This window comes from Pseudomonas sp. B22129 (assembly GCF_044218875.1).
Lineage (GTDB): Bacteria > Pseudomonadota > Gammaproteobacteria > Pseudomonadales > Pseudomonadaceae > Aquipseudomonas.
Window position 1 is genome coordinate 3451692 of record NZ_CP162592.1, and the last position, 24706, is coordinate 3476397.

The 24706-nt window shown below is 59.2% G+C and carries 28 protein-coding genes; 19 read left to right on the forward strand and 9 right to left on the reverse strand.

Annotation, left to right across the window (positions count from 1 at the left end; translation table 11 throughout):
* The first annotated feature begins 23 nt into the window (after positions 1-23).
* The 7 genes from AB4P94_RS15930 (at position 24) to AB4P94_RS15960 (ending at position 7181) form a co-directional block, all read left to right on the forward strand.
* Entirely contained in the window at positions 24-3794 is a 3771-nt protein-coding gene (locus tag AB4P94_RS15930) for a phage tail protein (protein ID WP_395606364.1), read from the forward strand.
* The gene (locus AB4P94_RS15935) at positions 3791-4120 is read left to right on the forward strand and encodes a hypothetical protein (protein ID WP_395606365.1); all 330 of its coding nucleotides are present in this window, start codon (positions 3791-3793) and stop codon (positions 4118-4120) included. Before AB4P94_RS15930 ends, AB4P94_RS15935 begins: the two co-directional genes overlap by 4 nt.
* Position 4121: 1 nt before the next feature.
* On the forward strand, positions 4122-4817 hold the full coding sequence (locus AB4P94_RS15940; protein WP_395606366.1) for a hypothetical protein: 696 nt from the start codon (positions 4122-4124) through the stop codon (positions 4815-4817).
* A 64-nt stretch (positions 4818-4881) separates the two neighbouring features.
* Entirely contained in the window at positions 4882-5625 is a 744-nt protein-coding gene (locus tag AB4P94_RS15945) for a hypothetical protein (protein WP_395606367.1), read from the forward strand.
* Positions 5626-6183 carry a tail fiber assembly protein gene (locus AB4P94_RS15950; RefSeq protein WP_395606368.1) on the forward strand — a complete coding sequence of 186 codons (558 nt, stop codon included), beginning with the start codon at positions 5626-5628 and terminating at the stop codon, positions 6181-6183.
* Positions 6184-6240: 57 nt separating this feature from the next.
* Entirely contained in the window at positions 6241-6666 is a 426-nt protein-coding gene (locus tag AB4P94_RS15955) for a structural protein (protein WP_395606369.1), read from the forward strand.
* A complete protein-coding gene (locus AB4P94_RS15960) occupies positions 6663-7181 on the forward strand; it encodes a lysis system i-spanin subunit Rz (RefSeq protein WP_395606370.1) in 519 nt (172 codons plus the stop codon). Before AB4P94_RS15955 ends, AB4P94_RS15960 begins: the two co-directional genes overlap by 4 nt.
* Here the strand turns inward: AB4P94_RS15960 and AB4P94_RS15965 are convergent.
* The 4 genes from AB4P94_RS15965 to AB4P94_RS15980 form a co-directional block, all read right to left on the reverse strand.
* Positions 7162-7521 carry a hypothetical protein gene (locus tag AB4P94_RS15965; RefSeq protein WP_395606371.1) on the reverse strand — a complete coding sequence of 120 codons (360 nt, stop codon included), beginning with the start codon at positions 7519-7521 and terminating at the stop codon, positions 7162-7164. The genes AB4P94_RS15960 and AB4P94_RS15965 overlap by 20 nt on opposite strands.
* A gap of 314 nt (positions 7522-7835) precedes the next feature.
* Complete coding sequence (locus AB4P94_RS15970) at positions 7836-8393, reverse strand: Smr/MutS family protein (RefSeq protein ID WP_017735883.1); 558 nt, start codon at positions 8391-8393, stop codon at positions 7836-7838.
* 75 nt (positions 8394-8468) lie between these two features.
* Positions 8469-8789, reverse strand: a complete 321-nt coding sequence (locus AB4P94_RS15975) for a hypothetical protein (RefSeq protein ID WP_078738310.1) — start codon at positions 8787-8789, stop codon at positions 8469-8471.
* 142 nt (positions 8790-8931) lie between these two features.
* Positions 8932-9522, reverse strand: coding sequence for a cysteine hydrolase family protein (locus AB4P94_RS15980; protein WP_395606372.1), 591 nt, complete (start codon positions 9520-9522; stop codon positions 8932-8934).
* A 238-nt stretch (positions 9523-9760) separates the two neighbouring features.
* Between AB4P94_RS15980 and prmB the strand changes: the two genes are divergently transcribed.
* Positions 9761-10669 carry a 50S ribosomal protein L3 N(5)-glutamine methyltransferase gene (gene prmB / locus AB4P94_RS15985; protein ID WP_395606373.1) on the forward strand — a complete coding sequence of 303 codons (909 nt, stop codon included), beginning with the start codon at positions 9761-9763 and terminating at the stop codon, positions 10667-10669.
* A 68-nt stretch (positions 10670-10737) separates the two neighbouring features.
* Here prmB and AB4P94_RS15990 read toward each other — a convergent pair whose 3' ends face one another.
* Together AB4P94_RS15990 and AB4P94_RS15995 are read right to left on the reverse strand one after the other, a co-directional pair.
* Positions 10738-11544 carry a hypothetical protein gene (locus AB4P94_RS15990; protein WP_395606374.1) on the reverse strand — a complete coding sequence of 269 codons (807 nt, stop codon included), beginning with the start codon at positions 11542-11544 and terminating at the stop codon, positions 10738-10740.
* Between the two features lie 99 nt (positions 11545-11643).
* Positions 11644-12606 carry an alpha/beta hydrolase gene (locus AB4P94_RS15995; RefSeq protein WP_395606375.1) on the reverse strand — a complete coding sequence of 321 codons (963 nt, stop codon included), beginning with the start codon at positions 12604-12606 and terminating at the stop codon, positions 11644-11646.
* Between the two features lie 143 nt (positions 12607-12749).
* Here AB4P94_RS15995 and aroC point away from each other — a divergent pair, with 143 nt between their 5' ends.
* The 4 genes from aroC to AB4P94_RS16015 all read left to right on the forward strand — a co-directional run bounded on the left by aroC (position 12750) and on the right by AB4P94_RS16015 (position 16103).
* On the forward strand, positions 12750-13841 hold the full coding sequence (gene aroC, locus AB4P94_RS16000) for a chorismate synthase (protein ID WP_395606376.1): 1092 nt from the start codon (positions 12750-12752) through the stop codon (positions 13839-13841).
* Between the two features lie 94 nt (positions 13842-13935).
* Positions 13936-15099, forward strand: a complete 1164-nt coding sequence (locus tag AB4P94_RS16005; protein WP_395606377.1) for an MFS transporter — start codon at positions 13936-13938, stop codon at positions 15097-15099.
* Complete coding sequence (locus AB4P94_RS16010) at positions 15096-15626, forward strand: 1,2-dihydroxy-3-keto-5-methylthiopentene dioxygenase (protein WP_395606378.1); 531 nt, start codon at positions 15096-15098, stop codon at positions 15624-15626. Before AB4P94_RS16005 ends, AB4P94_RS16010 begins: the two co-directional genes overlap by 4 nt.
* 207 nt (positions 15627-15833) lie before the next feature.
* Entirely contained in the window at positions 15834-16103 is a 270-nt protein-coding gene (locus tag AB4P94_RS16015; RefSeq protein ID WP_395606379.1) for a response regulator transcription factor, read from the forward strand.
* A gap of 56 nt (positions 16104-16159) precedes the next feature.
* Here AB4P94_RS16015 and AB4P94_RS16020 read toward each other — a convergent pair whose 3' ends face one another.
* Positions 16160-16438: a DUF3509 domain-containing protein gene (locus tag AB4P94_RS16020; RefSeq protein ID WP_016970113.1), complete on the reverse strand. Its 279-nt coding sequence runs from the start codon at positions 16436-16438 to the stop codon at positions 16160-16162.
* 395 nt (positions 16439-16833) lie between these two features.
* Between AB4P94_RS16020 and AB4P94_RS16025 the strand changes: the two genes are divergently transcribed.
* From AB4P94_RS16025 to AB4P94_RS16045, 5 genes are all read left to right on the forward strand, one after another.
* Complete coding sequence (locus tag AB4P94_RS16025) at positions 16834-18660, forward strand: long-chain-acyl-CoA synthetase (RefSeq protein ID WP_395606380.1); 1827 nt, start codon at positions 16834-16836, stop codon at positions 18658-18660.
* Between the two features lie 115 nt (positions 18661-18775).
* Positions 18776-19291 carry an ankyrin repeat domain-containing protein gene (locus AB4P94_RS16030; protein ID WP_395606381.1) on the forward strand — a complete coding sequence of 172 codons (516 nt, stop codon included), beginning with the start codon at positions 18776-18778 and terminating at the stop codon, positions 19289-19291.
* 41 nt (positions 19292-19332) lie between these two features.
* Positions 19333-19863: a hypothetical protein gene (locus AB4P94_RS16035; protein ID WP_395606382.1), complete on the forward strand. Its 531-nt coding sequence runs from the start codon at positions 19333-19335 to the stop codon at positions 19861-19863.
* A 68-nt stretch (positions 19864-19931) separates the two neighbouring features.
* A complete protein-coding gene (locus AB4P94_RS16040) occupies positions 19932-20123 on the forward strand; it encodes a PLDc N-terminal domain-containing protein (RefSeq protein ID WP_003172956.1) in 192 nt (63 codons plus the stop codon).
* A gap of 413 nt (positions 20124-20536) precedes the next feature.
* The gene (locus AB4P94_RS16045) at positions 20537-22624 is read left to right on the forward strand and encodes an LTA synthase family protein (protein ID WP_395606383.1); all 2088 of its coding nucleotides are present in this window, start codon (positions 20537-20539) and stop codon (positions 22622-22624) included.
* Between the two features lie 53 nt (positions 22625-22677).
* Here the strand turns inward: AB4P94_RS16045 and AB4P94_RS16050 are convergent, their stop codons facing one another.
* Entirely contained in the window at positions 22678-22830 is a 153-nt protein-coding gene (locus AB4P94_RS16050) for a DUF3309 family protein (RefSeq protein WP_015885095.1), read from the reverse strand.
* Positions 22831-23156: 326 nt separating this feature from the next.
* Between AB4P94_RS16050 and AB4P94_RS16055 the strand changes: the two genes are divergently transcribed.
* Together AB4P94_RS16055 and csrA are read left to right on the forward strand one after the other, a co-directional pair.
* Positions 23157-23978, forward strand: coding sequence for an SDR family oxidoreductase (locus tag AB4P94_RS16055; RefSeq protein WP_395606384.1), 822 nt, complete (start codon positions 23157-23159; stop codon positions 23976-23978).
* Between the two features lie 264 nt (positions 23979-24242).
* Positions 24243-24434, forward strand: coding sequence for a carbon storage regulator CsrA (gene csrA, locus AB4P94_RS16060; RefSeq protein WP_395606385.1), 192 nt, complete (start codon positions 24243-24245; stop codon positions 24432-24434).
* 7 nt (positions 24435-24441) lie between these two features.
* Here csrA and AB4P94_RS16065 read toward each other — a convergent pair whose 3' ends face one another.
* Positions 24442-24669, reverse strand: coding sequence for a YheU family protein (locus tag AB4P94_RS16065; protein ID WP_003192759.1), 228 nt, complete (start codon positions 24667-24669; stop codon positions 24442-24444).
* Positions 24670-24706: the final 37 nt, after the last annotated feature.

The window sequence follows — 24706 nt, forward strand, 5'->3', positions numbered from 1 at the left end:
TTTTTTTATGTCCGGAGGAAAGCATGAGCGCAGCGGCACAGATCGATATCCACGGCGAGAAAGGTGGCACTAGTAAGCCTAAGTCGCCCACCGAAGCCAGCGACAGCCTGCGCTCTACCAACGTCGCCAAAATCTTGATCGCCATGGGAGAGGGGGAGTTCGACGAGGCTCCTACCGATTACACGATCAAGCTAGACGGCACACCAATCCGAGATGCAAGCGGCAACTACAACTTCCCGAACGTGAAGTGGGACTGGCGTCCGGGGTCTGTTGATCAGACCCATATCCCTGGCATACCTGCCGTGGAAAACGAAACGTCGCTTAACGTGGAATTGCGAAGCGATGCACCGTGGGTTCGTTCGATCACCAATACGCAGCTGTCTGCCCTGCGTATGCGCTTCGCGTGGCCAGCTCTGCAACGCCAGGATGACGAAGGCAATGTGGTGGGGTACCGCATCGATTACGCGATTGACTTGGCCACTGACGGTGGCGCATTTCAGCAGGTCTACCCAGATGCCGTAGACGGCAAGACAACCACCCGGTACGAGCGCTCACGGCGTGTTGATTTGCCTCAGGCTACTACGGGCTGGTTGATCCGCGTGCGTCGCCTGACGCCTAACCAAAACAGCAACAAGATCGCTGACACGATGCTGATTGCCGGCATCACAGAGGTAATTGACGCCAAGCTGCGTTACCCGAATACAGCGCTGCTTTACATTGAATTTGATGCCGAACAGTTCACCAACATTCCCGTGGTCACCGCGAAGTGCAAGGCCCGTCGGTGGATGGTGCCCAGCAACTACGATCCAGTCCAGCGCACGTACTCCGGTACCTGGGACGGCACTATGAAGTCGGCCTGGACGAACAATCCGGCCTGGATCACCTACGGTATTTGCACAGAGGACCGCTTCGGCCTGGGCAAGCGCATCAAGTCGTTTATGGTCGATAAATGGGAGCTGTACCGGATCGCCCAATATTGCGACCAGGCTGTGCCAGACGGCATCGGCGGTACCGAGCCACGCTTTCTGTGTGACATGAACCTTCAGGGCAAGGCTGATGCCTGGTCGTTGCTGCGTGACATCTCTGCTATTTACCGAGGCATGACCTACTGGGCCCAAGGCCAACTGGTGATGCAGGCCGACATGCCTCGCGCGCAGGACTTCGACTACGTCTTCACCCGATCCAACGTGATCGACGGCAAGTTCTCGTATGGCAGTGCCTCGGCGAAGACTCGTTATACCCGGGCGCTGGTCAGCTACGACAACCCAGCGAACAATTACGATACCGATGTCATTCCGTTTGCGGATCCAGATCTGCAACGCCGTTATGGCGATCGCCCAACTGAGCTGAGTGCCATCGGTTGCACCCGCGCATCCGAGGCGCAGCGCCGGGGTAAATGGGCCGTCCTCAGTAATAACCAGGATCGAACTGTTTCCTTCAAAACTGGTATGGAGGGTGTAATTCCTCTGCCCGGCCACATCATCCCGGTGGCGGATTCGCTTTTGGCCGGCCGCGAGGTAGGCGGACGCATATCTTCTGCTTCAGGACGCACGGTGACGCTCGATCGCGATACCCAGGCAAAAGCAGGCGACCGACTGATCATCAACCTGCCGGGCGGCCGGGCCGAAGGTCGGACTGTACAAAGCGTCAATGGCCGCACTGTGGCTGTAACTGTCGCTTACAGCGAGCCGCCTACCGCGCAGTTGCAATGGGCGCTCGATGCCGATGACTTGGCTATCCCGCTTTACCGCGTGTTGCGCACCAAACGCACGACAGAGGGCGATTTCGAAATCAGCGCGCTGCAGTTTGAACCGAGCAAATTTTCTCATATCGACACTGGCGCGCGCCTGGAAGAAAGGCCGATCAGCGTTATTCCAATCACCGTGGTGCCCGCGCCGACGAGTATCTCGCTGGCTTCGGCGTCATCTGTGATTCAGGGGCTTGCGGTGGCCACGATGACGATTAGCTGGCCGGCCGTGGATGGCGCCGTGGGTTACGACGTTGAGTGGCGTAAGGACAGCGGCAACTGGATTAAAGTGTTGCGCACCGGCATGACCAACGTGGATGTGGTTGGCATCTATGCAGGGGCCTACTTGGCCCGCGTTCGTGCAGTGAGCGCCTTTGACATCACCTCTACGTGGCGCAATTCGATCCTGACCAACCTCAAGGGGAAAGAGGGTGTGCCGCCGGCGGTGTCGGTCCTGACCACCACCAGCGAGCTGTTCGGCATCAGCATCAAGTGGGGCTTTCCACCAGGTGCAGAAGACACCCAGCGCACCGAGCTGTGGTATGGGCCAGCGAATGATCTGGGTGCCGCGACCAAACTGGCCGACCTGGCTTATCCGCAGGCCGATTACCGTATGCAGTCGTTGTTGGGGGGCGCATCGTTCTTCTTCTGGGCGCGCCTGGTAGACCGTACCGGCAACGTCGGCCCGTTCTATCCGGTAGTGAATGGTGTCCCTGGGCGGGCCAGCTCCGAGGCAGGCCCGATCCTTGACCTGATCGCCGGGCAGATTGGCGAGACGGAGTTGGTCAAGGAGATCCTGGACGAGATCGAACTGATCTCTGGCTCCGGCCCCGGCTCGGTCAATGATCGTCTGGAGCAGGCCAAGCAGGAACTGGAAGACCTGATTGACCAGATAACGGATGCGCTCGCCTACGATCCGGCCAAGACCTACAAGTCAGGCGAGATCGTGCGCCAGGGCCAGAACCTGTACCAGGCAATCAACCCGGTACCGGTCGACAGCCCGCCACCTGCTGCCGAGTTCTGGTTCAACCTGGGCACCATCGCCGAAACAACGCAGGCCATGGCGCTCCAGATCCAGCAGAACAAGGCCCTGATCGAAACCGTGGACGGTAAGGTCACCGCCCAAGCGTCAACCCTGCAATCTTTGCAGGCTGGCTGGAGGGAGGACACGGGAGAGGGGTCGCTGACGGACGCGCTTCAAAACTGGGACGCGGCGGCGAAGTTTGCGCAGCAGGTGAAGGCTCAAGCCTCCGAAAATCTGGCGATGGTGGAGCGCACCACAGCACTGGATGCGGCCGTGGGAGCCAACAGGGCAAGCCTCATCACGCTGGAGAAGGTGGTAGCCACCGATCAAGTGGTGACGGCCTCGCGCATCGACCAACTGAAAAGCAGCGTTGATAACAACTCGGCAGCTGTGCAGACGGTCACGGAATCCCTGGCTGATACCAAGAAGGCGGTCGCCTCTCAATCCACAACGCTGCAGGCGGTTATCGGTAGCGGACGCGACGACAAGGATGAAGGCGCGCTTGCGAGCGCTCTCAGTGAGTGGAAGAACACGGCGTCGGTTCAGATTACGGCGAAGGCCCAAGCCGATACTGATGGCAAGCTGTCCACGATGTGGGCTGTGAAGATGCAGGTCAACCAGGGAGGACAGTACGTTGCTGCTGGTATTGGACTTGGCATTGAGCAAAACGCCGAAGGTCTGCTGCAAAGTCAGTTCTTGGTGAGTGCTGATCGGTTTGCTGTAGTGAACACGCTTGCCGGAGGAGGGGTTACTACTCCATTTACTGTGCAGAACGGCCAGGTAGTCATTAGGGATGCGCTCATAAACACGGCCTTCATACAAAATATTGTTCTTGGGATGACTTTGAAGTCCGAAGCTGTTGATGCCAAAGGAAGGCCACTCTTGGAACTCAATGTAAAAGCCGGCACGTTGACGCTGCGAAGCGCTGGCGCGGGCGGCTCATCGTTGCTCAACAACGACGGACTGACTGTGTTTGATGCGAACGAGGTTGACCGGGTTGTGGTCGGGAGGACTTCAGTATGACTTTCGGAATGAAGATCAAGGGGCCTACCGGCGTTGTTGAACTCGATGAAACGTCATTCACAATGAGAGTGGTGTACTCCGAAATAATCACCCCTCAAACTTGGGGGGCAAAGTTTATCGATATATCCATTCCGGGGATTAACCCTCAAAACGCCGCTGCTTTTCCGACGCCAATACAAGCGGTCGATACTCGATATGATGCGCAAGTAGAGCCGGAAATTCTAAATGGACTGGTGCGAGTGTGGAGAACCATTAAGGGCGATCCATACAACACCTCAGCCATTACTATTACAAGGCAGCGGCTGACAGTTGTGAGGTTTAAATGATATGGCAGAATCCTATGGCCTTGTGTTTAAGGCAGGAGACGACAATCGAATAGTCCTTGATTCGGAGTATTCGAGACTTGTTGTTATGTACAAGGGGAGGTATGTGGGAACCGAAGAGAATGGGAATTCCTCGTCAACATACTTTCCTTCTCCTATCACAACTCAGGAGCAGCCCCTTGTTTTCATTAGGCCCGATAGCGCAAACGGCATCATCGGGATGAGCAACCTTGAAATGTTTGGGTCTGCGGGCAACTGGACCGGGTTCAGGGTGCGTATCTTCAATATGTATACGATCAAGCCAGTGGGGCGGTGGTTCGTTGCTGGGTACGTGGCACAACCGTTGTCCACCTTCGGTGTAAGGCTTCGTGATGCAAACCGAAAATTGCTTTTCGACACAGGGACGCCAGCAGCTCAATTTGTTAGGGCAAGTAACACTTGGACGTACGCTGGCAGCGGCACTACCAATCAGGGTTTGACGATAACGTACTTCAATTCTCAGTTTGATCTGAATGAAAACGAGTACATGCTTATAAATAATTTGTGCATGCAAGCGGTCACAATTGCCGCAGGCACCGCAAATCGACAGATTTCAGCTATGTGGAACTACCCAAGTAGGATACTTACGCTCGGGATGATATCTCTACAGAACGCAGTTGTTACAGGTGTAACTGTGATGATTGGAAGAATTGTTCAGTAGTCAATTTGATTGCGTAAAATAGGATATCCGGCGTCATGCGAATATTTTTTATCTGGAGATAAATATGCCTTGGTATAAAACCGGCACGGTTTCAGTTAATACAAACTCCAACGCGGTGACAGGGAGTGGCACTGCATTTCTCGCGAATAGCCGAGTAGGCGACGCTTTTATTGGCCCGGACGGAAGCCTGGCGGAGGTCATAAATATCGCCAGTGATACCGCGCTTTCAATCTTCCCACCTTACCGGGGGGCTTCCAACGCCGCCGGCGCCTACGTACTGATGCCGGTGCAGGGCTACACCAAAGACTTGGCCGACCAGGCCCGAACGATGATTCAGCAGTGGGGGGCTACTCTCGCGGGGCTCGGCGAAGTCTCGAAGTTTAACGTCGTCCCGGTGGCTAATGGCGGCACTGGTGCGAGCAATGCGGCTACAGCCCGCACGAATTTGGGGCTTGGCACAGCTGCCACTCGCGCAGTGGGGGTTGCCACAGGCAATTTGATGGAGCTGAACGTATCGCCTGCAGTGGTGGGCAACTCCGCTTTTGCGCTTGATGGCAGTCGATTTATCTCACACCTCGACGGCACCACCACCGGCACAGCCCCGGGCGCCCCCAATGCGGTAGGGTTCAGATCGCGTTTTGCGGATAACAGTTTGTGGGCGATCGATATTGTCGCCGGCGTCTACCAAACAGCCGCTGGTATGTACTGGCGCCAAGTAAATGCCAGCGGTGTTCCATTGGGCTGGCGGGCGATCTACGACAGCGCAAACACCACTCGCGCCGCAGACGGCACATTGAAGGCGATCTAAATGACTACTCGCGCAGCAGTAAATATTCTTGGTGCAACTGGCGCCATCATCGATATCACGTCTTTGGGCGCTGACACCATCACGACGGAACGCCCAGGCCCCGGCCAGTATTTGGTGCACGGCACCCTTGGCATGGCCCCCGCGCCAGAGGGATGGGGTTATGTGCTCAATCAGGTGGACACCGGCTGTTCGGTGGCGATCAGCTACAACGAAGGCGTGTTGGCGGTGAGCGTGGCCAAAGACGGCGAGCCGACTGATTTGGCGCACAGCATTACCTTGCACGTCGCGGTCGAATCGCTGCCGCCACAAGAGGTGCCGCCACCCGCGCAGCCTCCTGTCGCTGATCCTTTGGAGCTTGCCCAAGCTGAAATTGCCCGCTTGCGCACCGTCGCTGATTACGCGGTTGCTCCGCTGCAGGATGCCGTGGACGTTGATGAAGCCACCCAGGCCGAGCTTTCTGCACTGAAAGCCTGGAAGAAATACCGCGTCGCGCTGAACAGGGTGCCCGAGCAGACCGGTTATCCAGAGGCCATTGAGTGGCCTGACGTTCCCGCCTGAGCCTTCAACAGAACACCAATGCCGCCTTGAGCGGTTTTTTTTTGCCTGGAGAAAAGTATGCCGATCACCGAAACCCGTGGGGTGCGCAACCGCAACCCGGGCAACATCGATTACAGCCCGGCCAACCAGTGGCAGGGCCAGCTCAAGCCAGATCCAGCCATCGAGAAGCGGTTCGCACGCTTTGACACGCCAGAGAACGGAATCCGCGCGCTGGGTAAGGTGCTGCTGACCTACCAACGCAAGCATGGGCTGAAGACAGTCAAGGCCATCATCAGCCGGTGGGCGCCATCGGTGGAGAACGACACGGCCGCTTACGTGCGGGCTGTGGAGGCGAACACCGGCACCAGCCCGGGCGCCGAGGTTGACCTGGCCCAGCCGGTGGTGATGGCCGGCTTCGTCAAGGCGATCATTCATCACGAGAACGCGGGGTATGCCTACCCTGACGCGGTGCTGGCCGAAGGCGTGCGGCGGGCATTGGCATGACCCCGGTACAGAGGCTGGCCGGACTGGCGGTGCTGGTCTTGGTGCTGATGGCCGGTGCCGCCGGCGCGGCGTGGCAGGTGCAGGACTGGCGCATGGGCAAGAAGCTTGCCGAGCAGGGCAGCGAGCACCAGGCGGACCTGACCAGGATCAGCAATGCCGCCGCCGATCAGGCCCGCGCCGAGCAAGACAAGCGCCTGGCCACCGAGCAGCAGCTCGCCGCCCAAGACCAACAACACACCCGAGAGCTTTCCGATGAGCAACGTAAACAGGCTGCTCTGCGCGATCGTCTTGCCACTGCTGATGTGCGGCTGTCAGTCCTACTCGACGCCACGGATACAGCCAGTGGCTGCGACGTGCCTTCCGCCTCCGGCGCCGTCGGCGTGGTTCATGCAGCCCGTCGAGCCCAACTTGACCCAGCGCATGCTCAAAGAATTATCGCCATCACCAACGACGGGGATAACGCCCTGATCGCGTTGCGTGCGTGCCAAGCGTACGTCAGGACCGTGGCCCCCTGAGCACGGACAGCTCCAACAGCAGGCGCTGGTTTTCAATGTGCAAGTGCTCGTTCTGGCTGGCGATGATTTTAAGGCTCATTATCTGTTTGCTCATCTCTGAACCCTGAACGTGTACCCGACTTAGGTCTGCCGACACTGAGCGCAGCTGCGATTCGGCCGCAGCCTTCTCGGTTGCCAGAAGGTCGTTCATCTGGACCAGACCGGCAATGTTTGCTCGCGCTTTCTTCAATAGCTGATATGCGGTAGTCAGTTCGTCCTCGAGCATGGCGCACTGGTGCTTGTACATTTCCAGGGGCGTGGGGCAGCCAAGCCACGCTGAGGTGTCTTCGTCGATGTTCATGGGGTCAATCCGAATGCTGTATGTGCATACAGTAATCGAGGTATTTCAGATTTGGGAGTGGTGTTCGTCGGCAGGACGCCGGGGAGGGATGCAGCTCGTACCAATTTTTGTACCAATGACCGTGTAAAGCAGGTCAAAACCGGGTAATGCTATGTAAGCAAGTGCCCGGATTCATTGGCTACGGTTACTTTGCCTTACCCCTTTAGAATCGCGGTGTAATTCTGTTCCAGGGACATGAAACTACCTGTGGGATTTTCGCAAAGCGCAAGGTTACGGTGGCGAGCACATCGCTGCAAGCCTGACGAGGGCACTTGTTACTCGTCGCGGCCTTCCATCATGGTGCGCTTGAGCATCACGTACACCGCACCGGCACCGCCGTGGCGGGCCTGGCACGAGGTAAAACCGAGCACCTGAGCATGCTGGCGCAGCCAGGTGTTGACATGGCTTTTGATCATCGGGCGTTTGCCGTCCAGCCGCACGGCCTTGCCATGGGTGACGCGCACGCAGCGGATTTCGAACTTGGTGGCTTCGGCCAGAAAGGCCCAGAGGGTTTCGCGGGCTTTCTCCACGCTCATGCCGTGCAGGTCGAGGCTGCCTTCGAAGGGGATCTGGCCGACCTTGAGCTTGCGCATCTGGCTTTCCTGCACGCCGTCGCGGGCCCACATCAGTTCGTCTTCGGGGCCGACGTCGATGACGAACTGGTCCGACAGGCCATCCACGGTGGTGGCATCGGTGCGCACGGTGGCGGCCTGGCGCAGCTTGGCGATCTGCGCCCGGTCAGCCTTGGGTTTGCCGGTGTCGGCGCGGTCGTGCTTGATCGGCTTGACGCCGCGCAGCTCGTTTTTGAACAGGGAAAAATCGTCGTCTTGCATGTCAGCCTCCGCGAAGGGCGGGCAGTTTACCTAAATCGCGGCGGCCGGGGCGCAGGAAACACTAACCAGGTGCCATCAGTCGTGCTTTTTCATCAGGTGCGAAGCGATGTTGAGCGACAACGGCTGGCGCATTCTGCGACGGCTGCGCCGCCATAACCACACGCCCAACCACAACACCAGCAGGCCGACCACCGCCAGGATCGCCGAACCGCCGGGGCTGGCATTCAACTCGCCAAGGGCTGGCGAGTGACCAAACAGGCCGGCACCACCAGCGCCGGCCAACAGCAGACCTACAATCGCCAGCAGCGCGGCAAAGCCCGCTACCAGGCGCAGACGCCAGTTGCTCGGGCCCTTGGGGCGCAAGCGACGAGCATCAAAACCATCGGATATCTTCATTCCGACCTTTCCTCCAGGGTATCGGCCCTTCGACCGGAAGATACACAGGTTGTTCCGGGGGCAGGGGTAAATGCGCCAAATGAAAGGGCTTTGCGGATGAGCGGGGCAATAAACACTGCCGCACCGCTCATCAGAAGGTTGATCAGATCAGATCTTTGGTCAGCGCGAGGGTAGCGAAGTTGTCGGCCATGATGGCCATTTCAGTCTGCTGCACGTGTTCGGCACTCAGCACGCCGCCTTTGTAAGGCAGGTCGCGAGTGGCGCAGGCGTCTTCCACCAGGGTGCAGCGAAAGCCCAGGTTTTTGGCGGCGCGCACGGTGGTGCTGACGCTGGAGTGGCTCATGAAACCGCACACGATCAAGTCCAGCGAACCGAGGTCTTGCAGGTGTTTTTCCAGGCCGGTGCCGTGGAAGGCGCTGGGCAGCAACTTGCCGATAATGGTTTCGTCACCCAGCGGCTCAAGGCCCGGGATGAACTGGCCGCGCTCACCCTGAGGGTCAAACAGGCCACCGACGGTGCCCAGGTGGCGTACATGCACGATCGGCCGCCCGGCGTTGCGGGCCGCTGCCACCAGCTGCTTGATGTGGTCAACCGCCGCGTCCATGCCGGAAAGGGCGAGTGGACCGCTGAGGTATTCCTTCTGGGCGTCGATGATCAGGAGGGTCGCGTGGTTCAGATTGGCTGCTGCGTAACCGCGACCGCTGAGTTGAAACATCGTCTTTGGAACGGACATGCTGGGGCTCCTGTGAGGGGGGCTTTTGTCACATTGTCCACTGGCTGAGCGGTTCTGTGAATCGCTACCATCGTAAGGTACGCCGTTGTTGACGTGCAGCGATGTCAAGTGCAGGGCTTGTTTAGCGCAATGATGGCAAATTGGATGAATTCCGACGGGTGGCGCAGAGGTTTCATACATCGAAGGGACAGGCGAAGGCTGGTAGAATCGCCAGTCGTTTTTTCCAGGAGCTTGCCCCGTGATCACATCCCGCCTGCGCACCTTGCGCGACCACATCCGTTGGGCTGTCAGCCGTTTCCATGGGGAAGACCTGTTTTTCGGGCATGGCACCGATAACGCCTGGGACGAAGCCCGGCAACTGGTGCTGGGTGCGTTGCACCTGCCTTGGGAGATCAACGACAGTTACCTGGACTGCAACCTCGAAGAAGAGGAAATTTCCCACGTTCAGCGCTTGCTGCACCGCCGTATCCACGAGCGCGTGCCGACGGCCTACCTGTTGAAGGAGGCGTGGTTCTGCGGCATGTCGTTTATCGTTGATGAGCGTGTGTTGATCCCGCGCTCGCCGATTGGTGAACTGATCGAAAACCGCTTCGCCCCCTGGCTGGCCAAACCGCCGGCGCGCATCCTCGACCTGTGCACTGGCTCCGGTTGCATCGGCATCGCCTGCGCCTACGAGTTTCAGGACGCCGAAGTGGTGTTGGGCGACTTGTCGTTTGAGGCCCTGGAAGTCGCCAACCAGAACATCGAACGCCACGGCGTTGATGAGCGCGTGTACACCGTGCAGGGCGATGGCTTTGATGGCCTGCCGGGCCAGCGCTTCGACCTGATCGTCTCCAACCCGCCGTACGTGGACGCCGAAGACTTCGCCGACATGCCCGATGAATACCAGCACGAGCCTGAGTTGGGCCTGGCCTGCGGTGATGACGGCTTGAACCTGGTGCGCCGCATGCTGGCCGAAGCTGCCGACCACCTGACCGAGAAGGGCTTGTTGATTGTCGAAGTGGGCAACAGCCAGGTGCACGTTGAAGCGTTGTACCCGGAAGTGGACTTTGCCTGGCTGGACTTCCAGCGCGGCGGCCACGGCGTGTTCATGTTGACGGCCGAGCAGTGCCGCCAGCATCAGGCCGTGTTCGCCGCCAGGGTCTAACGGCAAACATGCGGTCAGTGTGGGAGCAGGCAAGCCAGCTCCCACCATTCAGATTGCATTCCAATCGATTAGCGGTGTGTCGCAATCCAGATCAACAACCCCGCCTGAAACACGGTAAACGCCACCAAACACGTAATGGTAAAGCGCAACCCACTGTCCTCACGCTTGAACTTGGTGACCTTTTCTTCTTCCTTGCGCAGTTTCACTTCTTGCTCGGCCAGGTTGTGCTCGGCCTGTTGCAACATCTGCGCAGCTTCCAGAATCTCCACGAACTGCACCTTCTCGGTATTCCAGCTGTCGAGCACGTCGCTGACCTTGCCCGGTTGCACGTTGCCTTTGAGGTGCTGCACGTCGGCGTAAGCCACGTCAAAACCCTGGATGCGCAGGAAGTGATCGCGACGCAGGCGCGTGGCTTCGTTGAGTGCGTCCTTGTTGGCGAGGTCCACGCCGTCGACGCGGTAATGCGACCAGCGTTTTTTCGCCCAGGCAGCGCCTTGAGCTACCAGAAAACGCCCCAGGCCACGGTTGGCCGGTTCGATTTCCAGGCTATTGCCGGGGCCGAAGTGCACGCGGTGAGTGTCGTGGTCGACCCAGATATCCAGGTGGTTTTGTTCGCGACGCACCCGCTGGCCCGGCAATTGGATGACCATACGCAACAGGCTGCGATGTTTGTCGTTACGCTCGGCGTAGCCGAACTGCACAAACCGCAGTGGCCGCACGCCGGTGGCACGGTCGGTGGCCAGGGGTGCGAGGCGCAGCATCTTGAAATGTTCGGCCTGTACGTCCGCCCACGGCAGTGCCGCCGCCTCGGCGGCCTCGGTTTTGTCCGCCGCGGTGTTGGCGGTAGGTTCGGGTGTTGCTTCGGTGGTTGTCATGCGGCGCGATCCTGTCCAAGCCTTGCGAGCCGACAGCCTTTTTGCTGTCGACTCCCGGCTTATCGGCCGCTTTGCCGAGGACTGGAGGCCAATAGTCGCTTAACGGGGTTGAAGTCCGTCGATAAAGCGCACGATGCGCGTGCCCAGCTCGGCGGCCAGCGGCAGTTTGGGGTCGTTGTAGGAGGCCAGTTGCTCCTTCACATCCTTGGGCACGATGCGCATTACGTGGTTCATGCCTTCGATCACCGTCAGTTGCGCATCGGGCTTGGCTTTTTTCAATTGTTGAGCGTCGGCGACGCCGACCTGAATGTCGTTGGTGCCCTGAATAATCAGTGCCGGCATATCCAGCTTGGCGAATGCGGCCGACGGGTCAGCGCGAAACAGGCTGATGAGATACGGCTGCACAGTGGGTCGGAAGATGCCCTCCAGCGGGCCAGGCACATCCGCATCGACCTGGCCGGCCTTGAGGTGATCGAGAATTTCATTACTGCGCAGCAACAGGGCAGGGGGCAGGTGGTCGGCCAGTTGCTGGCGGATCACCTGGTCCACCGGCCGGGCGCTGCCGGAGAGGGAAATCACCCCGGCGGGCTCCAGCCGCGGTGCAGCGAGGGCGGCGACCAGCGCGCCTTCGCTGTGGCCCAGCACAATCAGCGGGCCCATGCGTTTGTCGGCCTTGAGCAATTTGCCCCAGGCCACGGCATCGGCCACGTAGGCGTCGAGGGTCAGGTTGCGTTCGTCGGGGGTGGCGGCCAGGCTGGCGGCGACCCCGCGTTTGTCATAACGCACGCTGGCGATGTTGTTGCGGGCCAGCACCCAGGCCAGGCGCTTGAGGCTGTCGTTGCGCGCGCCGTCGGCGCTGTTGCCGTTGCGGTCGGTGGGGCCGGAGCCGGCGATGATCAACACCACGGGCACCGGTTTGTCCGATTGTGGCAGAAGGAGCGAGCCAAACAGCTCGCCGCTGCCGGTGTCGAGGCTGATGGGCCGTTGCACCACCACAGGGGAAGCGGCGAAGCCAAGGCTGGAAAACAGGGTGAGGGTTAGCAGCAGAACTCGAAGCATCATCGCGCCATCATCAGGAAGGTGCCGGTTGGACAGATGTCTACCGGTAAGGTTTCGAGGATGAACTAGTCGGTTAGCCTGCGTATACTGGCCGCCTTAAGTTATTACGGTTGACTTGATTCAACTGATTTCACGGAGCGCCCTGCATGTCCGGCAATACCTTCGGCAAGCTGTTCACTGTCACCACCGCGGGCGAAAGCCATGGCCCGGCGTTGGTCGCCATTGTCGATGGCTGCCCGCCCGGCCTCGAGCTGTCCCTGGAAGACCTGCAGCGCGACCTCGACCGCCGCAAGCCCGGCACCAGCCGCCACACCACCCAGCGCCAGGAGCCCGACGAAGTCGAAATCCTCTCCGGCGTGTTCGAAGGCCGCACCACCGGTTGCGCCATCGGCCTGCTGATCCGCAACACCGACCAGAAGTCCAAGGACTACTCGGCGATCAAGGACCTGTTCCGCCCGGCCCACGCCGACTACACCTACCACCACAAATACGGCGAGCGCGACTACCGTGGCGGTGGCCGCAGCTCGGCGCGCGAAACCTCGATGCGCGTGGCCGCCGGCGCCATCGCCAAGAAATACCTGGCCACCCAGGGCATCGTGGTGCGTGGCTACATGAGCCAGTTGGGCCCGATTGAAATCCCGTTCAAGACATGGGACAGCGTGGAAAACAACGCGTTTTTCAGCCCTGACCCGGACAAGGTGCCGGAGCTGGAAGCCTATATGGACCAGCTGCGCCGTGACCAGGATTCGGTCGGCGCCAAGATCACCGTGATCGCCGAAGGCGTGAAACCGGGCCTGGGCGAGCCGATCTTCGACCGCCTTGACGCCGAACTGGCTCACGCGCTGATGAGCATCAACGCGGTGAAGGGCGTGGAAATCGGCGCCGGGTTTGCCTGCGTGTCCCAGCGCGGCACCGAACACCGCGATGAACTGACGCCGGAAGGCTTTCTCAGCAATAACGCCGGCGGCATCCTCGGCGGTATTTCTTCCGGCCAGCCGATTGTGGCGCACTTGGCCCTCAAGGCCACGTCGAGCATCACCACCCCGGGCCGTTCGATCGACGTGCACGGCAACCCGGTGGACGTGATCACCAAGGGCCGCCACGACCCGTGTGTTGGCATACGTGCCACGCCGATTGCTGAAGCCATGATGGCCATCGTGTTGATGGACCACCTGCTGCGCAACCGCGGGCAAAATGCCGATGTGCGTGTGAGTACGCCGGTGCTGGGCCAGCTGTGACGACCTATTGCGGCGAGCGAGCTTGCTGTAGTGAGGGAGCTTGTTGTGGTGAGCGAGCTTGCTCGCGCCGGGCTGCGAAGCAGCCCCAACCAACATGACCCCCTCGCTCCCATACTGGCGCCTCTCCAGCTTCTACCTCTTCTACTTCGCCCTGCTCGGGGCGACGGCGCCATTCCTGGCGCTGTACTTCGATCACCTGGGGTTCTCCAGCGCGCGAATCGGCGAGCTGGTGGCCATCCCCATGTTGATGCGCTGCGTGGCACCGAACCTGTGGGGCTGGCTGGGGGATTACACCGGTCGGCGCCTGGCCATCGTGCGCTTCGGCGCGGTGTGCACGCTCGCCAGTTTTTCACTGATTTTCATCAGCAAGACCTACGCCTGGCTGGCCCTGGTGATGGCACTGCATGCGTTCTTCTGGCACGCGGTGCTGCCGCAGTTTGAAGTGATTACCCTGGCTCACCTGCAAAAACAGACCTCGCGCTACAGCCAGATCCGTCTGTGGGGCTCCATCGGTTTCATCCTCACTGTGGTGATCATGGGCCGGCTGTTCGACTGGCTGAGCCTGGACATTTACCCGGTGGTGGTCGTAGTGATCATGGCCGGTATTATCGGCGCGAGCCTCTGGGTGCCGAACGCGCAGCCTGCCGCCCATGGCAACCGCCTGGCGGCTGAAGGTTTCTTCAAGCAACTGCGCAGCCCCGGCGTGCTGGCGTTTTATGCCTGCGTGGCGCTGATGCAAATGAGCCATGGCCCGTATTACACCTTCCTGACCCTGCACCTTGAACACCTCGGTTATAGCCGTGGCGTGATCGGCATGCTCTGGGCCGTGGGGGTGGTGGCCGAAGTGCTGATGTTCCTGGCCATGAGCCGCATCCTCACGCGCTTTTCGGTGCGCCGGGTGCTGATGGCCAGCTTTTTGTTGGCGGCGCTGCGTTGGCTCTTGCTGGGTTCGTTCGCCGGGCACCTCTGGGTGTTGCTGCTGGCGCAAGTGATGCATGCGGCCACCTTCGGCAGTTTTCACGCGGCGGCGATTGCCTTTGTGCAGCGTAGCTTTGGTGATCGTCAACAGGGGCAGGGCCAGGCACTCTACGCCGCCCTGGCCGGTACCGGCGGCGCGTTGGGCGCGCTCTATGCCGGTTATAGCTGGAACCTGCTGGGCCCGACCTTCACCTTTAGTATTGCCAGCGTCGCGGCGCTGGCTGCTGCCGTTATCATTGGCCTTCAATTGCAAGAGCCGAACAAAGGAAGCGTGCAATGAGTTATGTAGCCGTTTACCACATCGCTACCCCGGATACCCCCAACAAGGTGCTGACCCACCTCGACGACATTGCCTCGACCCTGGCGGAGCACGGCGTAAGGTTCGAGCGTTGGCAACCTGCCCCTGTCGAGAAGGGCGCCAGCGATGCCGACATCATCGCCGCCTACAAGCCGCAGATCGACGCACTTGGCTACCGTTCGGTGGGCGTCGCCAGCATGACAGGCAATCACCCGCAAAAAGATGAAGTGCGTGCCGGGTTCCTGGATGAGCGACGTTACAGCGAAGACGAAGTACGCTTCTTTGTGGCCGGTCAGGGGCTGTTCAGCCTGCACCTCGGTGACTACGTATACGCGGTACGCTGTGAGAAAAATGACTTGCTGATCATTCCGGCCGGGTTGGCCCATTGGTTCGACATGGGTGAGAACCCTCACTTTGTGACGCTGCGCCCCTTCAATACCGAACAAGGCGCTGTTGCGCAGTTGACCGGTGACGGGCTGTCACGCGCTTTTCCCGGTTTGGACGATTAATAGAGGTATCTGAATTTTCAACCCCGGTAAGTTGGAAGTTGCTGTGGGAAGAGGCCTTGATCTCTGTAGGGTTCGGCTGTTTATGCTGCGCCTTATGCTTTGATTCCGTTCAATATGTAACTCTCTGCGCCTTGATGTTTATGTCACCTGTCAATAGGAGGAATCCGAAGGTTGGCAGGGCATCTGCTAATAACAGGAGAGAGATCAATGAGTGGCCGAGAGGAGTCGTGTGGTACGCCGGTAGCCGTGCCCATGGCTGTTAGAAAGCGCCTGAGTTTGTGCGGAAAACCCCTTACGCCGACCGAGCTGGAAATTCTGCGCTGGGCAGCGGAAGGCAAAACGGTCTGGGAAATCGGCCAGATTCGCGCCACATCCGAGGCCACGGTGAAATTCCACCTGCGTAATATCTACGGCAAATTGCAGGTCACCAACCGTGTGCAAGCGGTGAATGAGGCGGCCCGCCAGGGGCTGTGCTGAAAGCAAAAAAGGGCCGCGACGCTCGATGGCGTCGCGGCCCTTTTGTATCCGCAGGCTTAAGCCGAATGGTAGGTCGGCAGTGCAAAGCGATTCTGGCTTTGCAGCATGGAAATCTGTGGCAGCTCGCTGGCTTGTTCTGCCAGGTCTCGGCGGATGGCGCTGATGACCCAAGTCAACTGATCAGCGGTGTGCAATTGCTGATAGGAGATTGAGCGCTTGACCTGTTTGCCCTCGCTGTTACGCAGGGTCAGCAGGATGCCACCGTCAGGGCGTGGCTGAGTGGTGACGTCGTATTGGGAGAATACAGAAGCGAATTTGTCTTGGATCAGGCTCATGTCTATCAGCTCCGTTGGCTCAAGTTGGCAAGCATGGAGTGATAGGTGCAGCGATTGTGCCAGTATTGGGTTTTGTTAAAAGTCCTTATAAAACAATGAGTTGAAAATTATAAGGTTTTTTGTTTTCGTGCAAAATGCATGAATGGCCATCGTGCATCCTGCATTTTGCGTTATTGGCGATGGCGGTTTTCGGCTGCGGCTATCGGTAATGACCTTCCCGGCGCATTGAAATTCCGTTTTGGTTGCTGCCCTGCTCGGGATACAAAACTTTTCAAATCCTGCGTGTACAGCCAAAGAACCGCAGGCGTATTTTCCTGCAAGGCATGCGGCATCCCGCTTTTGAAATTGCCGGTGTTTTCGGATCAGACGAAGAATAAGAAAAAGGACGTTCCTCCATGAGCCACCCGCAAGACGAGATGATCACCTGGGGCATGATGCTGCGTAAGCTGCCCTCTATTGTTCGGGCGCTGCCCCGCGTGGCACGCGGCATGCGCGCCGCGAATGTCACTGACCCCGGGCAGCCTTGCGGCCTGGGTTGGCATTTCGAGCAAGCTGCCTCTCGCAATCCGGACGGCGCGGCATTGTTGTATGGCGACACTGTACTGAGCTACAGCGAAGCCAACCGGCGCGCCAACCGCATCGTTCATTACCTGCAGGCCCAGGGCATTGCCAAAGGTGATGTCGTCGCGCTGTTTATTGAAAACCGCCCCGAACTGTTATTGAGCGTGCTGGCCGTGGCCAAACTGGGCGGCATCTGCGCCATGCTCAATACCTCCCAAACCCAGGCGACGCTGGTGCACAGCCTCAACCTGGTGACGCCGGTGGCGATTGTGGTAGGTGCCGAGTTGGTGGCTGCCTATGACGCCGTTCGTGATCAAGTGGCGATCGCAGACGACAGAACCTGGTTTGTCGCGGACCAACATGCAAACCCGCCGCCTGCGGGGTATACCGACCTGATGCTCGCCAGTGCGGAATACTCCGAGAACAATCCCGCCAGCACCGCGCAGGTCTTCTTCAACGACCCGTGCTTCTATATCTACACCTCCGGCACCACTGGCCTGCCCAAGGCCGGCATCATGAAACACGGGCGCTGGACCAAAACCGCAGTGAGCTTTGGCAGCATCGCCCTGGACATGGGCCCGGATGACGTTCTGTACTGCACTTTGCCGCTGTATCACGCCACGGGCCTGTGCGTGTGCTGGGGCTCGGCGATTGTCGGCGCATCGGGGTTCGCGATTCGGCGCAAGTTCAGCGCGAGCCAGTTCTGGGAGGACGCGCGCAGGTTCAAGGCCACCACCTTGGGTTATGTCGGTGAGTTGTGCCGCTACCTGCTCGACCAGCCAGCGAGTGCGCAAGATCTCGATAACGGCGTGACCAAAATGGTTGGCAACGGCCTGCGCCCTGGCGTGTGGGCACAGTTCAAGCAACGCTACGGGGTTGGGCATATCTGCGAGCTGTATGCCGCCAGCGACGGCAATATCGGCTTCACCAATGTATTGAATTTTGACAACACCATCGGCTTTTGCTTGCAACACTGGGCGCTGGTGGACTACGCCCATGACACCGGCGAGCCGTTGCGTGGCCGTGATGGTTTCATGCGTAAGGTGCAAAAGGGCGGGCAGGGGCTCTTGTTGGCCAGGATCGATGAGAAGTCGCCGTTTGACGGCTACACCGACCCGGAAAAGAACCGCAAGGTCGTGCTCACCGATGTCTTCGAAAAGGGCGACCGCTATTTTAATACCGGCGATTTGTTGCGCAGTATTGGCTTCGGCCATGCGCAATTTGTCGACCGTCTGGGTGACACCTATCGTTGGAAGGGCGAAAACGTCTCCACCACCGAGGTGGAAAACGTGCTGCTGCAACATCCGCAGATCGCCGAGGTGGTTGCTTATGGGGTCGAGATCGAAAACACCAATGGCCGCGCGGGCATGGTCGCCATCACCCCGAGTGAATCCCTGGCGGCCCTCGATATGCGCGAGCTGCTGCAATTCGCCCACGGCCAGTTGCCGCACTATGCGGTGCCGCTGTTCCTGCGGATCAAAGTGAAGATGGAAACCACGGGCACGTTCAAATATCAGAAGGTGCGGCTCAAGGAGGAGGCGTTCGACCCGGACAAGGCCGGCAATGACCCGGTCTTTGCGTGGCTGCCGGGCTCGGATTGCTACGTACCGGTGACGGGGCAGTTGCTGGCGCAGATTCAGGGCGGGCACTTTCGTTATTAACAAAAGCAGCGTTATTGATTCTGCCTATGGCGGCTTTTGACAAAAAAGCCATGACAGGTGGGGAACTCACTGGCGACACTGGCGACCTTAGAAAGCATTAGCCAAGGAGCCCCACATGTCTGATCAGCCCAAACAAATGACCGAAGACGAAGCCGCCGAGTTTGCCGAGCAGGTGTTCGACGTGGCTCGCCGGGGCGATGCGGCGATGCTCGCAGCGCTGCTCGCCAAAGGCTTGCCGGCCAACCTGCGCAACCACAACGGTGACACCTTGCTGATGCTCGCGGCCTACCACGGCCACGCCGACGCGGTAAAAGTGCTGCTCGAGTTCAAAGCCGACCCGCAGATCGCGAATGACAAGAACCAGTTACCGATTGCCGGTGCCGCCTTCAAGGGCAACTTGCCCGTGGTCAAAGCATTAATCGAAGGGGGCACGTCCGTGGATGCTTCTTCCTCTGACGGCCGCACTGCGTTGATGCTGGCGGCGATGTTCAACCGCGTCGAAATGCTTGATTACCTGCTCGGCCAGGGCGCCAACCCCAAGGCCACCGATGCCCAGGGCGCCACCGCGCTGGCGGCTGCCCAGACCATGGGCGCGGCGGATACGGCGGCGCAGCTGCAGAAACTGGTGTAGGCTACGCGCCCTCAAAAGCCAGACCGTCACAGGACCATCCCATGCAAACCGCCCTCGTCGAACTCATCAGCAAAATCAGCGCCGGCGTCATGGGTGAAGACGAGGTCGCGCGCATTGCCAGCGAGGCGGCCGAGGCCTACGCCGACCCGGCGGCCTTTCTGACGGCGAATCCGGATATCAACTACGACGACACCTTCCCTATCCCGTTGGGGGAGTGGGTGGTAGTCGGCAGCTTGCCCGACACGGTGCTGTTCCAGGCTGACACCTATGGCGATCTGTTTGCGCAGATCGTCGCCTCGTTCGGCCCCGGCGTGGCGTTCAACCTCAAGCCCAAGCAACTGGCCAAGACCGAGGACCTGACTGCGCTGAACCGCATCCAGATCCAGATGAGCGCCCTCAGCCCGGAAGACGGCGGCTACGTGCTGCTCAACTTCAGCCAATTGCTCGATGACGAAATCCAGGCCGTGCTGGTGTATGGCAACGACCTGCCGCGTGTGCTGGAGTTGTGCGCGGAAGTCGGCATCAAGGCCGAGCCGTCCCTGGAAGCGTTGCGCGTTGCAGTGCACGTTTGAAATAAAACGGAACCGCCGCCACGGCTGACTATCCTAATGAGGCATGCCCTCACTTTAGGAGCGACACCATGGGTTCGACGTTTAATGGCCTGATTGGCCTGATCATCCTTGCGCTGGATATCTGGGCGATCATTAACGTGTTCAAAAGCGGCGCAAGCACGGGCGCCAAAGTGCTGTGGATTTTGTTGATCCTGCTGCTGCCGGTACTGGGCCTGATTATCTGGGCGATTGCCGGGCCACGGGGGAATGTGCGGATCTAAGCGCTTCACTCCATCTGGAGCGGGCACAGTTGTAAATGTGGGAGCGGGCTTGCTCGCGAAGGCGGTGTGTCAGTACAAGTTGTTATGTCTGACACACCGCCTTCGCGAGCAAGCCCGCTCCCACATTGGTTTCAGTACATCAATTGGATTTGTGTATCGAAAGTATTCACTGCACACAATTTTCACATCTTATCCAAGACAATTCGCCCGCTTTTACAGCGCTGCCAAGGCTCTAACGCCAGTGCCATTAAAGGCAGGGCAACCGCGCTCGTTCAGTAATTAATAGCGTTGATGCCATTGATCGGGCACCATTTGCGCCACCGCGTTAACCGCCTACCCCAGCAGGCCTGGGCGAGGGTCGGACGCCACTGCATTATTTCGCAACTTAAACTTCCAATGGGTCCTGAAACGACATGGCAAACCCGGACGCCCTGAGTCAGCAGCGAGCTTCTAATCGCCTGCTGCAACCGACCGTCAAATCCCATCTGGCGTACACGCTGCTCTGCGCACTGGTCATGATGGTGATGTTCTCCCTGCTGCGCCTGGCGCTGCTGGTCTACAACCGCGAGATGATCCTCGACACGCCGGCCTCGACCTTCCTTGAAGCGTTCGCCAACGGCCTGCGCCTGGATATACGCCTGGTGATGTACGTGCTGGTCCCGCTGCTGCTGGCCTTGTTCAGCGTTCGGGCCATGGCGGCACGCGGGTTCTTCCGTTTTTGGCTGACCGTCGCGTCCAGCATTGCCCTGTTCCTGGGCCTGATGGAAATGGACTTCTACCGTGAATTCCACCAGCGCCTCAACGGCCTGGTCTTCCAGTATGTAAAGGAAGACCCGAAAACCGTGATGAGCATGCTCTGGTACGGTTTCCCGGTGGTGCGCTACCTGCTGGCCTGGGCCGTGGGCACGCTGATCCTGAGCATCGCCTTCAAGGGCGCCGACCGCGCAACCCGCCCACGCGGCCCGTTCAGCGGCGGCACCATCGGCACCCGCCAGGTGGCGCCGTGGTACACGCGCATTGCGGTGTTCGTGGTCTGCCTTTTGGTGGCCGTGGTTGCCATTCGCGGCACCCTGCGCCAGGGCCCGCCGCTGCGTTGGGGTGATGTCTACACCACCGATTCCAACTTCGCCAACCAGCTTGGCCTCAATGGCACCTTGTCGTTGATCGCCGCTGCCAAGTCGCGCTTCTCCGAAGAGCGTTCCAATATCTGGAAAGCCACCCTGGACCAGCCACTGGCCACCCAGACCGTGCGTGACATGCTGGTGTTGCCTCAAGAAAAACTGGTGGATACCGACACGGCCGCCGTGCGCCGTGACTACACGCCACCGGCCGAGAAAACCCTGCCGATCAAGAACGTCGTCGTCATCCTGATGGAAAGCTTCGCCGGTCACTCGGTGGGCGCCCTGGGTCGCCCGGGCAACATCACGCCGTACTTCGACAAGCTGTCCAAAGAAGGTTTGTTGTTCGACCGTTTCTTCTCCAACGGTACGCACACCCACCAGGGCATGTTCGCCACCATGGCCTGCTTCCCGAACCTGCCGGGCTTTGAATACCTGATGCAGACCCCGGAAGGCAGCCACAAGCTGTCGGGCCTGCCGCAGCTGCTGAGCGCGCGCAAGTTTGACGACGTGTATGTCTACAACGGCGATTTCGCCTGGGACAACCAGTCGGGCTTCTTCAGCAACCAGGGCATGACCAACTTCATCGGGCGCAACGACTTCGTCAACCCGGTGTTCTCCGACCCGACGTGGGGCGTGTCCGACCAGGACATGTTCAACCGTGGCCTGGAAGAGCTGAAGGCCCGCGAAGGCGGCAAGCCGTTCTACGCACTGCTGCAGACCCTGTCCAATCACACGCCGTACGCGTTGCCGACGCCATTGCCGGTCGAGAAAGTCACTGACCGTGGCAGCCTCAACGAGCATTTGACGGCCATGCGCTACTCCGACTGGGCGTTGGGCCAGTTCTTTGAAAAGGCCCGCAAAGAGCCTTACTTCAAGGAAACCCTGTTCGTGATCGTGGGTGACCACGGTTTTGGTAACGAGCAACAGATCACCGAAATGGACCTGGGCCGTTTCAACGTGCCGATGCTGATGATTGCGCCGGGCATGCAGGAAAAGTTCGGCGAGCGTGACCACACCGTGGGCACCCAGATCGACATCGTGCCGACCATCATGGGCCGTCTGGGTGGCGACACGCTGCACCAATGCTGGGGCCGTGACCTGCTGAACCTGCCGGAAGGCGACAAGGGCTTCGGCGTGATCAAGCCGTCGGGTAGCGACCAGACCGTGGCCTTGGTGACTGCCGACCGCATTCTGGTACTGCCCAAGGAAATGCCGCCGAAACTCTGGGAATACGAACTGGGCGCCGAGCCGACCGGTAAAGTGATCCCTGAGTCGCCGGATGAAGCTGCATTGAAGCAGAAACTGGAGTCGTTCCTGCAAACCGCGACCAAGAGCCTGCTGGATAACACCGCCGGTGTGGTCGACGGCAAGCCGGACTAATTAGCCGGCCATAAAAAAGAGGCCTCGATGAGGCCTCTTTTTTTACCCGGCGTTTATATACGGCCGAGTAACAACAGTACCAGCAGAACAACCAGGACAACGCCCAGAATGCCTGACGGGCCATAGCCCCAGTTACGCGAGTGCGGGAATACTGGCAAACCGCCAACCAGTAGCAGGATCAGAATAATGATTAGAATGAGGCTCATGGTTTTTTCCTTATAGGCCTTCTATAAGACCGGTTATTAAACGAGAGGCCGTCATTTAAATACGGACGCCTTAACAACTCCGACTGCGCCGCTTCAGAAAAAATTCCATGATTCCTTAAAGCATTTTGCAAACAAGCTTATTTCTTTTAATGCGTTCGCAAATACCGTGCATTAGTTGAAAAAGATTGAACTTACGCTATAAGCCCGCCTCGCACCCGGCCCCGGGTTTGCCCGAGGCATTCATCAATTGGATGGTGCGTGGGTGTGGGAAAAACCTTCGCTACACTGCCGATCACTTCTTCTGTGAACCACAAGGCAATGTTCCTATGCAAAATCGCATGATGATCACGGGTGCCGGATCGGGCCTCGGTCGTGAAATCGCCCTGCGCTGGGCCCGCGAGGGTTGGCAGTTGGCCTTGTCGGACGTGAGCGAGCCGGGTTTGCAGGAAACCCTCAAGCTGGTACGTGAGGCGGGGGGCGACGGGTTTGTCCAGCGTTGCGATGTGCGCGACTACAGCCAGCTCACCGCATTTGCCCAAGCCTGTGAAGTGAAGCTGGGTGGCATCGATGTAATCGTCAACAACGCCGGTGTGGCCTCGGGCGGGTTCTTTGCCGAGTTGTCGCTGGAGGATTGGGACTGGCAGATCGCAATCAATCTGATGGGTGTGGTCAAGGGCTGCAAAGCGTTCCTGCCGCTGCTGGAGAAGAGCAAGGGGCGGATTATCAACATTGCTTCAATGGCGGCCCTGATGCAGGGGCCGGCGATGAGCAATTACAACGTGGCCAAGGCGGGTGTGGTGGCGTTGTCGGAGAGTTTGCTGGTGGAGCTCAAGCAACAGGAAGTGGGGGTGCACGTCGTGTGCCCGTCGTTTTTCCAGACCAACCTGCTGGATTCGTTCCGCGGGCCGACGCCGGCGATGAAGGCGCAGGTGGGCAAGCTGCTCGAGAGTTCGCCGATTTCGGCGGCTGACATTGCTGACTACATCTATCAGCGCGTGGCCGAGGGTGAATTCATGATTTTGCCCCATGAGCAGGGGCGGATGGCGTGGGCGTTGAAGCAGAAGAACCCGCAGTTGCTGTATGACGAGATGACGGTGATGGCGGACAAGATGCGGGCCAAGGCGCAGGCGGGGGCGGTTAAGGGCTGAGTTGTTTTGGGGTGTATAGCCTGTGGGAGCTGGCTTGCCTGCGATTGAACCACCTCTGTGCACCTGACACACCGAGGTGCCTGCATCGCAGGCAAGCCAGCTCCCACATCACTCAGGTCGGCTGTCAGGCCGCCCAAATCCCCCCAAGTCTGTCAGCAAAATTACCCGCAAACGTAGGTCCTGCCTGTTTTAACCGCGAGCCATTGCCCGGCCCCATCCAAGCGCGCATGTTCAAGGTCCTGTCACTCCAAAAGGACAACCGCCATGCTGGTCTTAAGCCGCGCTGTAGGCGAAATCATCTCCATCGGCGATGACATCGCCCTGCACATTCTCGAACTCAACGGTACTCAGATTAAATTCGGCATTCAGGCTCCCGCAGGTGTCAACGTGCACCGGGCCGAGGTCTATCAAAAGATCCTCGAACGCCAGGCCACAGACGCTCAAACCAACCCTTGAAACACCTTCAGTCAAACAGATGCTTGGGCACGTCGTGCTTGAGCATCAATTGGCATTGTTCGCTTTCAGGGTCGAACACGATCAGCGCCTGGCCTTTGGTCAGCGCCTGGCGCACGCGCAGTACGCGGGTTTCCAGTGGGGTGTCATCACCGTTGTCGGTGCCGTCGCGGGTCACGAAATCTTCGATGAGGCGGGTCAGGGTGTCGACTTCAAGTGCGTCGTAGGGAATCAGCATACAAGCCTCGGGTGATGGATCCCGGCGATGCTACTGC

Bases quoted from the DNA above. Each gene is read 5' to 3' on its own strand.
- AB4P94_RS15975 (WP_078738310.1), bottom strand. From the start codon at position 8,789: ATGAAGATATCCGATGGTTTTGATGCTCGTCGCTTGCGCCCCAAGGGC.
- AB4P94_RS15940 (WP_395606366.1), top strand. From the start codon at position 4,122: ATGGCAGAATCCTATGGCCTTGTGTTTAAGGCAGGAGACGACAATCGA.
- AB4P94_RS16015 (WP_395606379.1), top strand. From the start codon at position 15,834: ATGAGTGGCCGAGAGGAGTCGTGTGGTACGCCGGTAGCCGTGCCCATG.
- AB4P94_RS15930 (WP_395606364.1), top strand. From the start codon at position 24: ATGAGCGCAGCGGCACAGATCGATATCCACGGCGAGAAAGGTGGCACT.
- AB4P94_RS15990 (WP_395606374.1), bottom strand. From the start codon at position 11,544: ATGACAACCACCGAAGCAACACCCGAACCTACCGCCAACACCGCGGCG.
- AB4P94_RS15995 (WP_395606375.1), bottom strand. From the start codon at position 12,606: ATGATGCTTCGAGTTCTGCTGCTAACCCTCACCCTGTTTTCCAGCCTT.
- AB4P94_RS15960 (WP_395606370.1), top strand. From the start codon at position 6,663: ATGACCCCGGTACAGAGGCTGGCCGGACTGGCGGTGCTGGTCTTGGTG.
- AB4P94_RS15970 (WP_017735883.1), bottom strand. From the start codon at position 8,393: ATGCAAGACGACGATTTTTCCCTGTTCAAAAACGAGCTGCGCGGCGTC.
- AB4P94_RS16040 (WP_003172956.1), top strand. From the start codon at position 19,932: ATGGGTTCGACGTTTAATGGCCTGATTGGCCTGATCATCCTTGCGCTG.
- AB4P94_RS15980 (WP_395606372.1), bottom strand. From the start codon at position 9,522: ATGTCCGTTCCAAAGACGATGTTTCAACTCAGCGGTCGCGGTTACGCA.
- AB4P94_RS16020 (WP_016970113.1), bottom strand. From the start codon at position 16,438: ATGAGCCTGATCCAAGACAAATTCGCTTCTGTATTCTCCCAATACGAC.
- AB4P94_RS16005 (WP_395606377.1), top strand. From the start codon at position 13,936: ATGACCCCCTCGCTCCCATACTGGCGCCTCTCCAGCTTCTACCTCTTC.
- AB4P94_RS15945 (WP_395606367.1), top strand. From the start codon at position 4,882: ATGCCTTGGTATAAAACCGGCACGGTTTCAGTTAATACAAACTCCAAC.
- AB4P94_RS16010 (WP_395606378.1), top strand. From the start codon at position 15,096: ATGAGTTATGTAGCCGTTTACCACATCGCTACCCCGGATACCCCCAAC.
- AB4P94_RS16050 (WP_015885095.1), bottom strand. From the start codon at position 22,830: ATGAGCCTCATTCTAATCATTATTCTGATCCTGCTACTGGTTGGCGGT.
- AB4P94_RS15950 (WP_395606368.1), top strand. From the start codon at position 5,626: ATGACTACTCGCGCAGCAGTAAATATTCTTGGTGCAACTGGCGCCATC.
- AB4P94_RS15965 (WP_395606371.1), bottom strand. From the start codon at position 7,521: ATGAACATCGACGAAGACACCTCAGCGTGGCTTGGCTGCCCCACGCCC.
- AB4P94_RS16030 (WP_395606381.1), top strand. From the start codon at position 18,776: ATGTCTGATCAGCCCAAACAAATGACCGAAGACGAAGCCGCCGAGTTT.
- AB4P94_RS16045 (WP_395606383.1), top strand. From the start codon at position 20,537: ATGGCAAACCCGGACGCCCTGAGTCAGCAGCGAGCTTCTAATCGCCTG.
- AB4P94_RS16025 (WP_395606380.1), top strand. From the start codon at position 16,834: ATGAGCCACCCGCAAGACGAGATGATCACCTGGGGCATGATGCTGCGT.
- AB4P94_RS16065 (WP_003192759.1), bottom strand. From the start codon at position 24,669: ATGCTGATTCCCTACGACGCACTTGAAGTCGACACCCTGACCCGCCTC.
- AB4P94_RS16035 (WP_395606382.1), top strand. From the start codon at position 19,333: ATGCAAACCGCCCTCGTCGAACTCATCAGCAAAATCAGCGCCGGCGTC.
- aroC (WP_395606376.1), top strand. From the start codon at position 12,750: ATGTCCGGCAATACCTTCGGCAAGCTGTTCACTGTCACCACCGCGGGC.
- csrA (WP_395606385.1), top strand. From the start codon at position 24,243: ATGCTGGTCTTAAGCCGCGCTGTAGGCGAAATCATCTCCATCGGCGAT.
- AB4P94_RS15955 (WP_395606369.1), top strand. From the start codon at position 6,241: ATGCCGATCACCGAAACCCGTGGGGTGCGCAACCGCAACCCGGGCAAC.
- AB4P94_RS16055 (WP_395606384.1), top strand. From the start codon at position 23,157: ATGCAAAATCGCATGATGATCACGGGTGCCGGATCGGGCCTCGGTCGT.
- AB4P94_RS15935 (WP_395606365.1), top strand. From the start codon at position 3,791: ATGACTTTCGGAATGAAGATCAAGGGGCCTACCGGCGTTGTTGAACTC.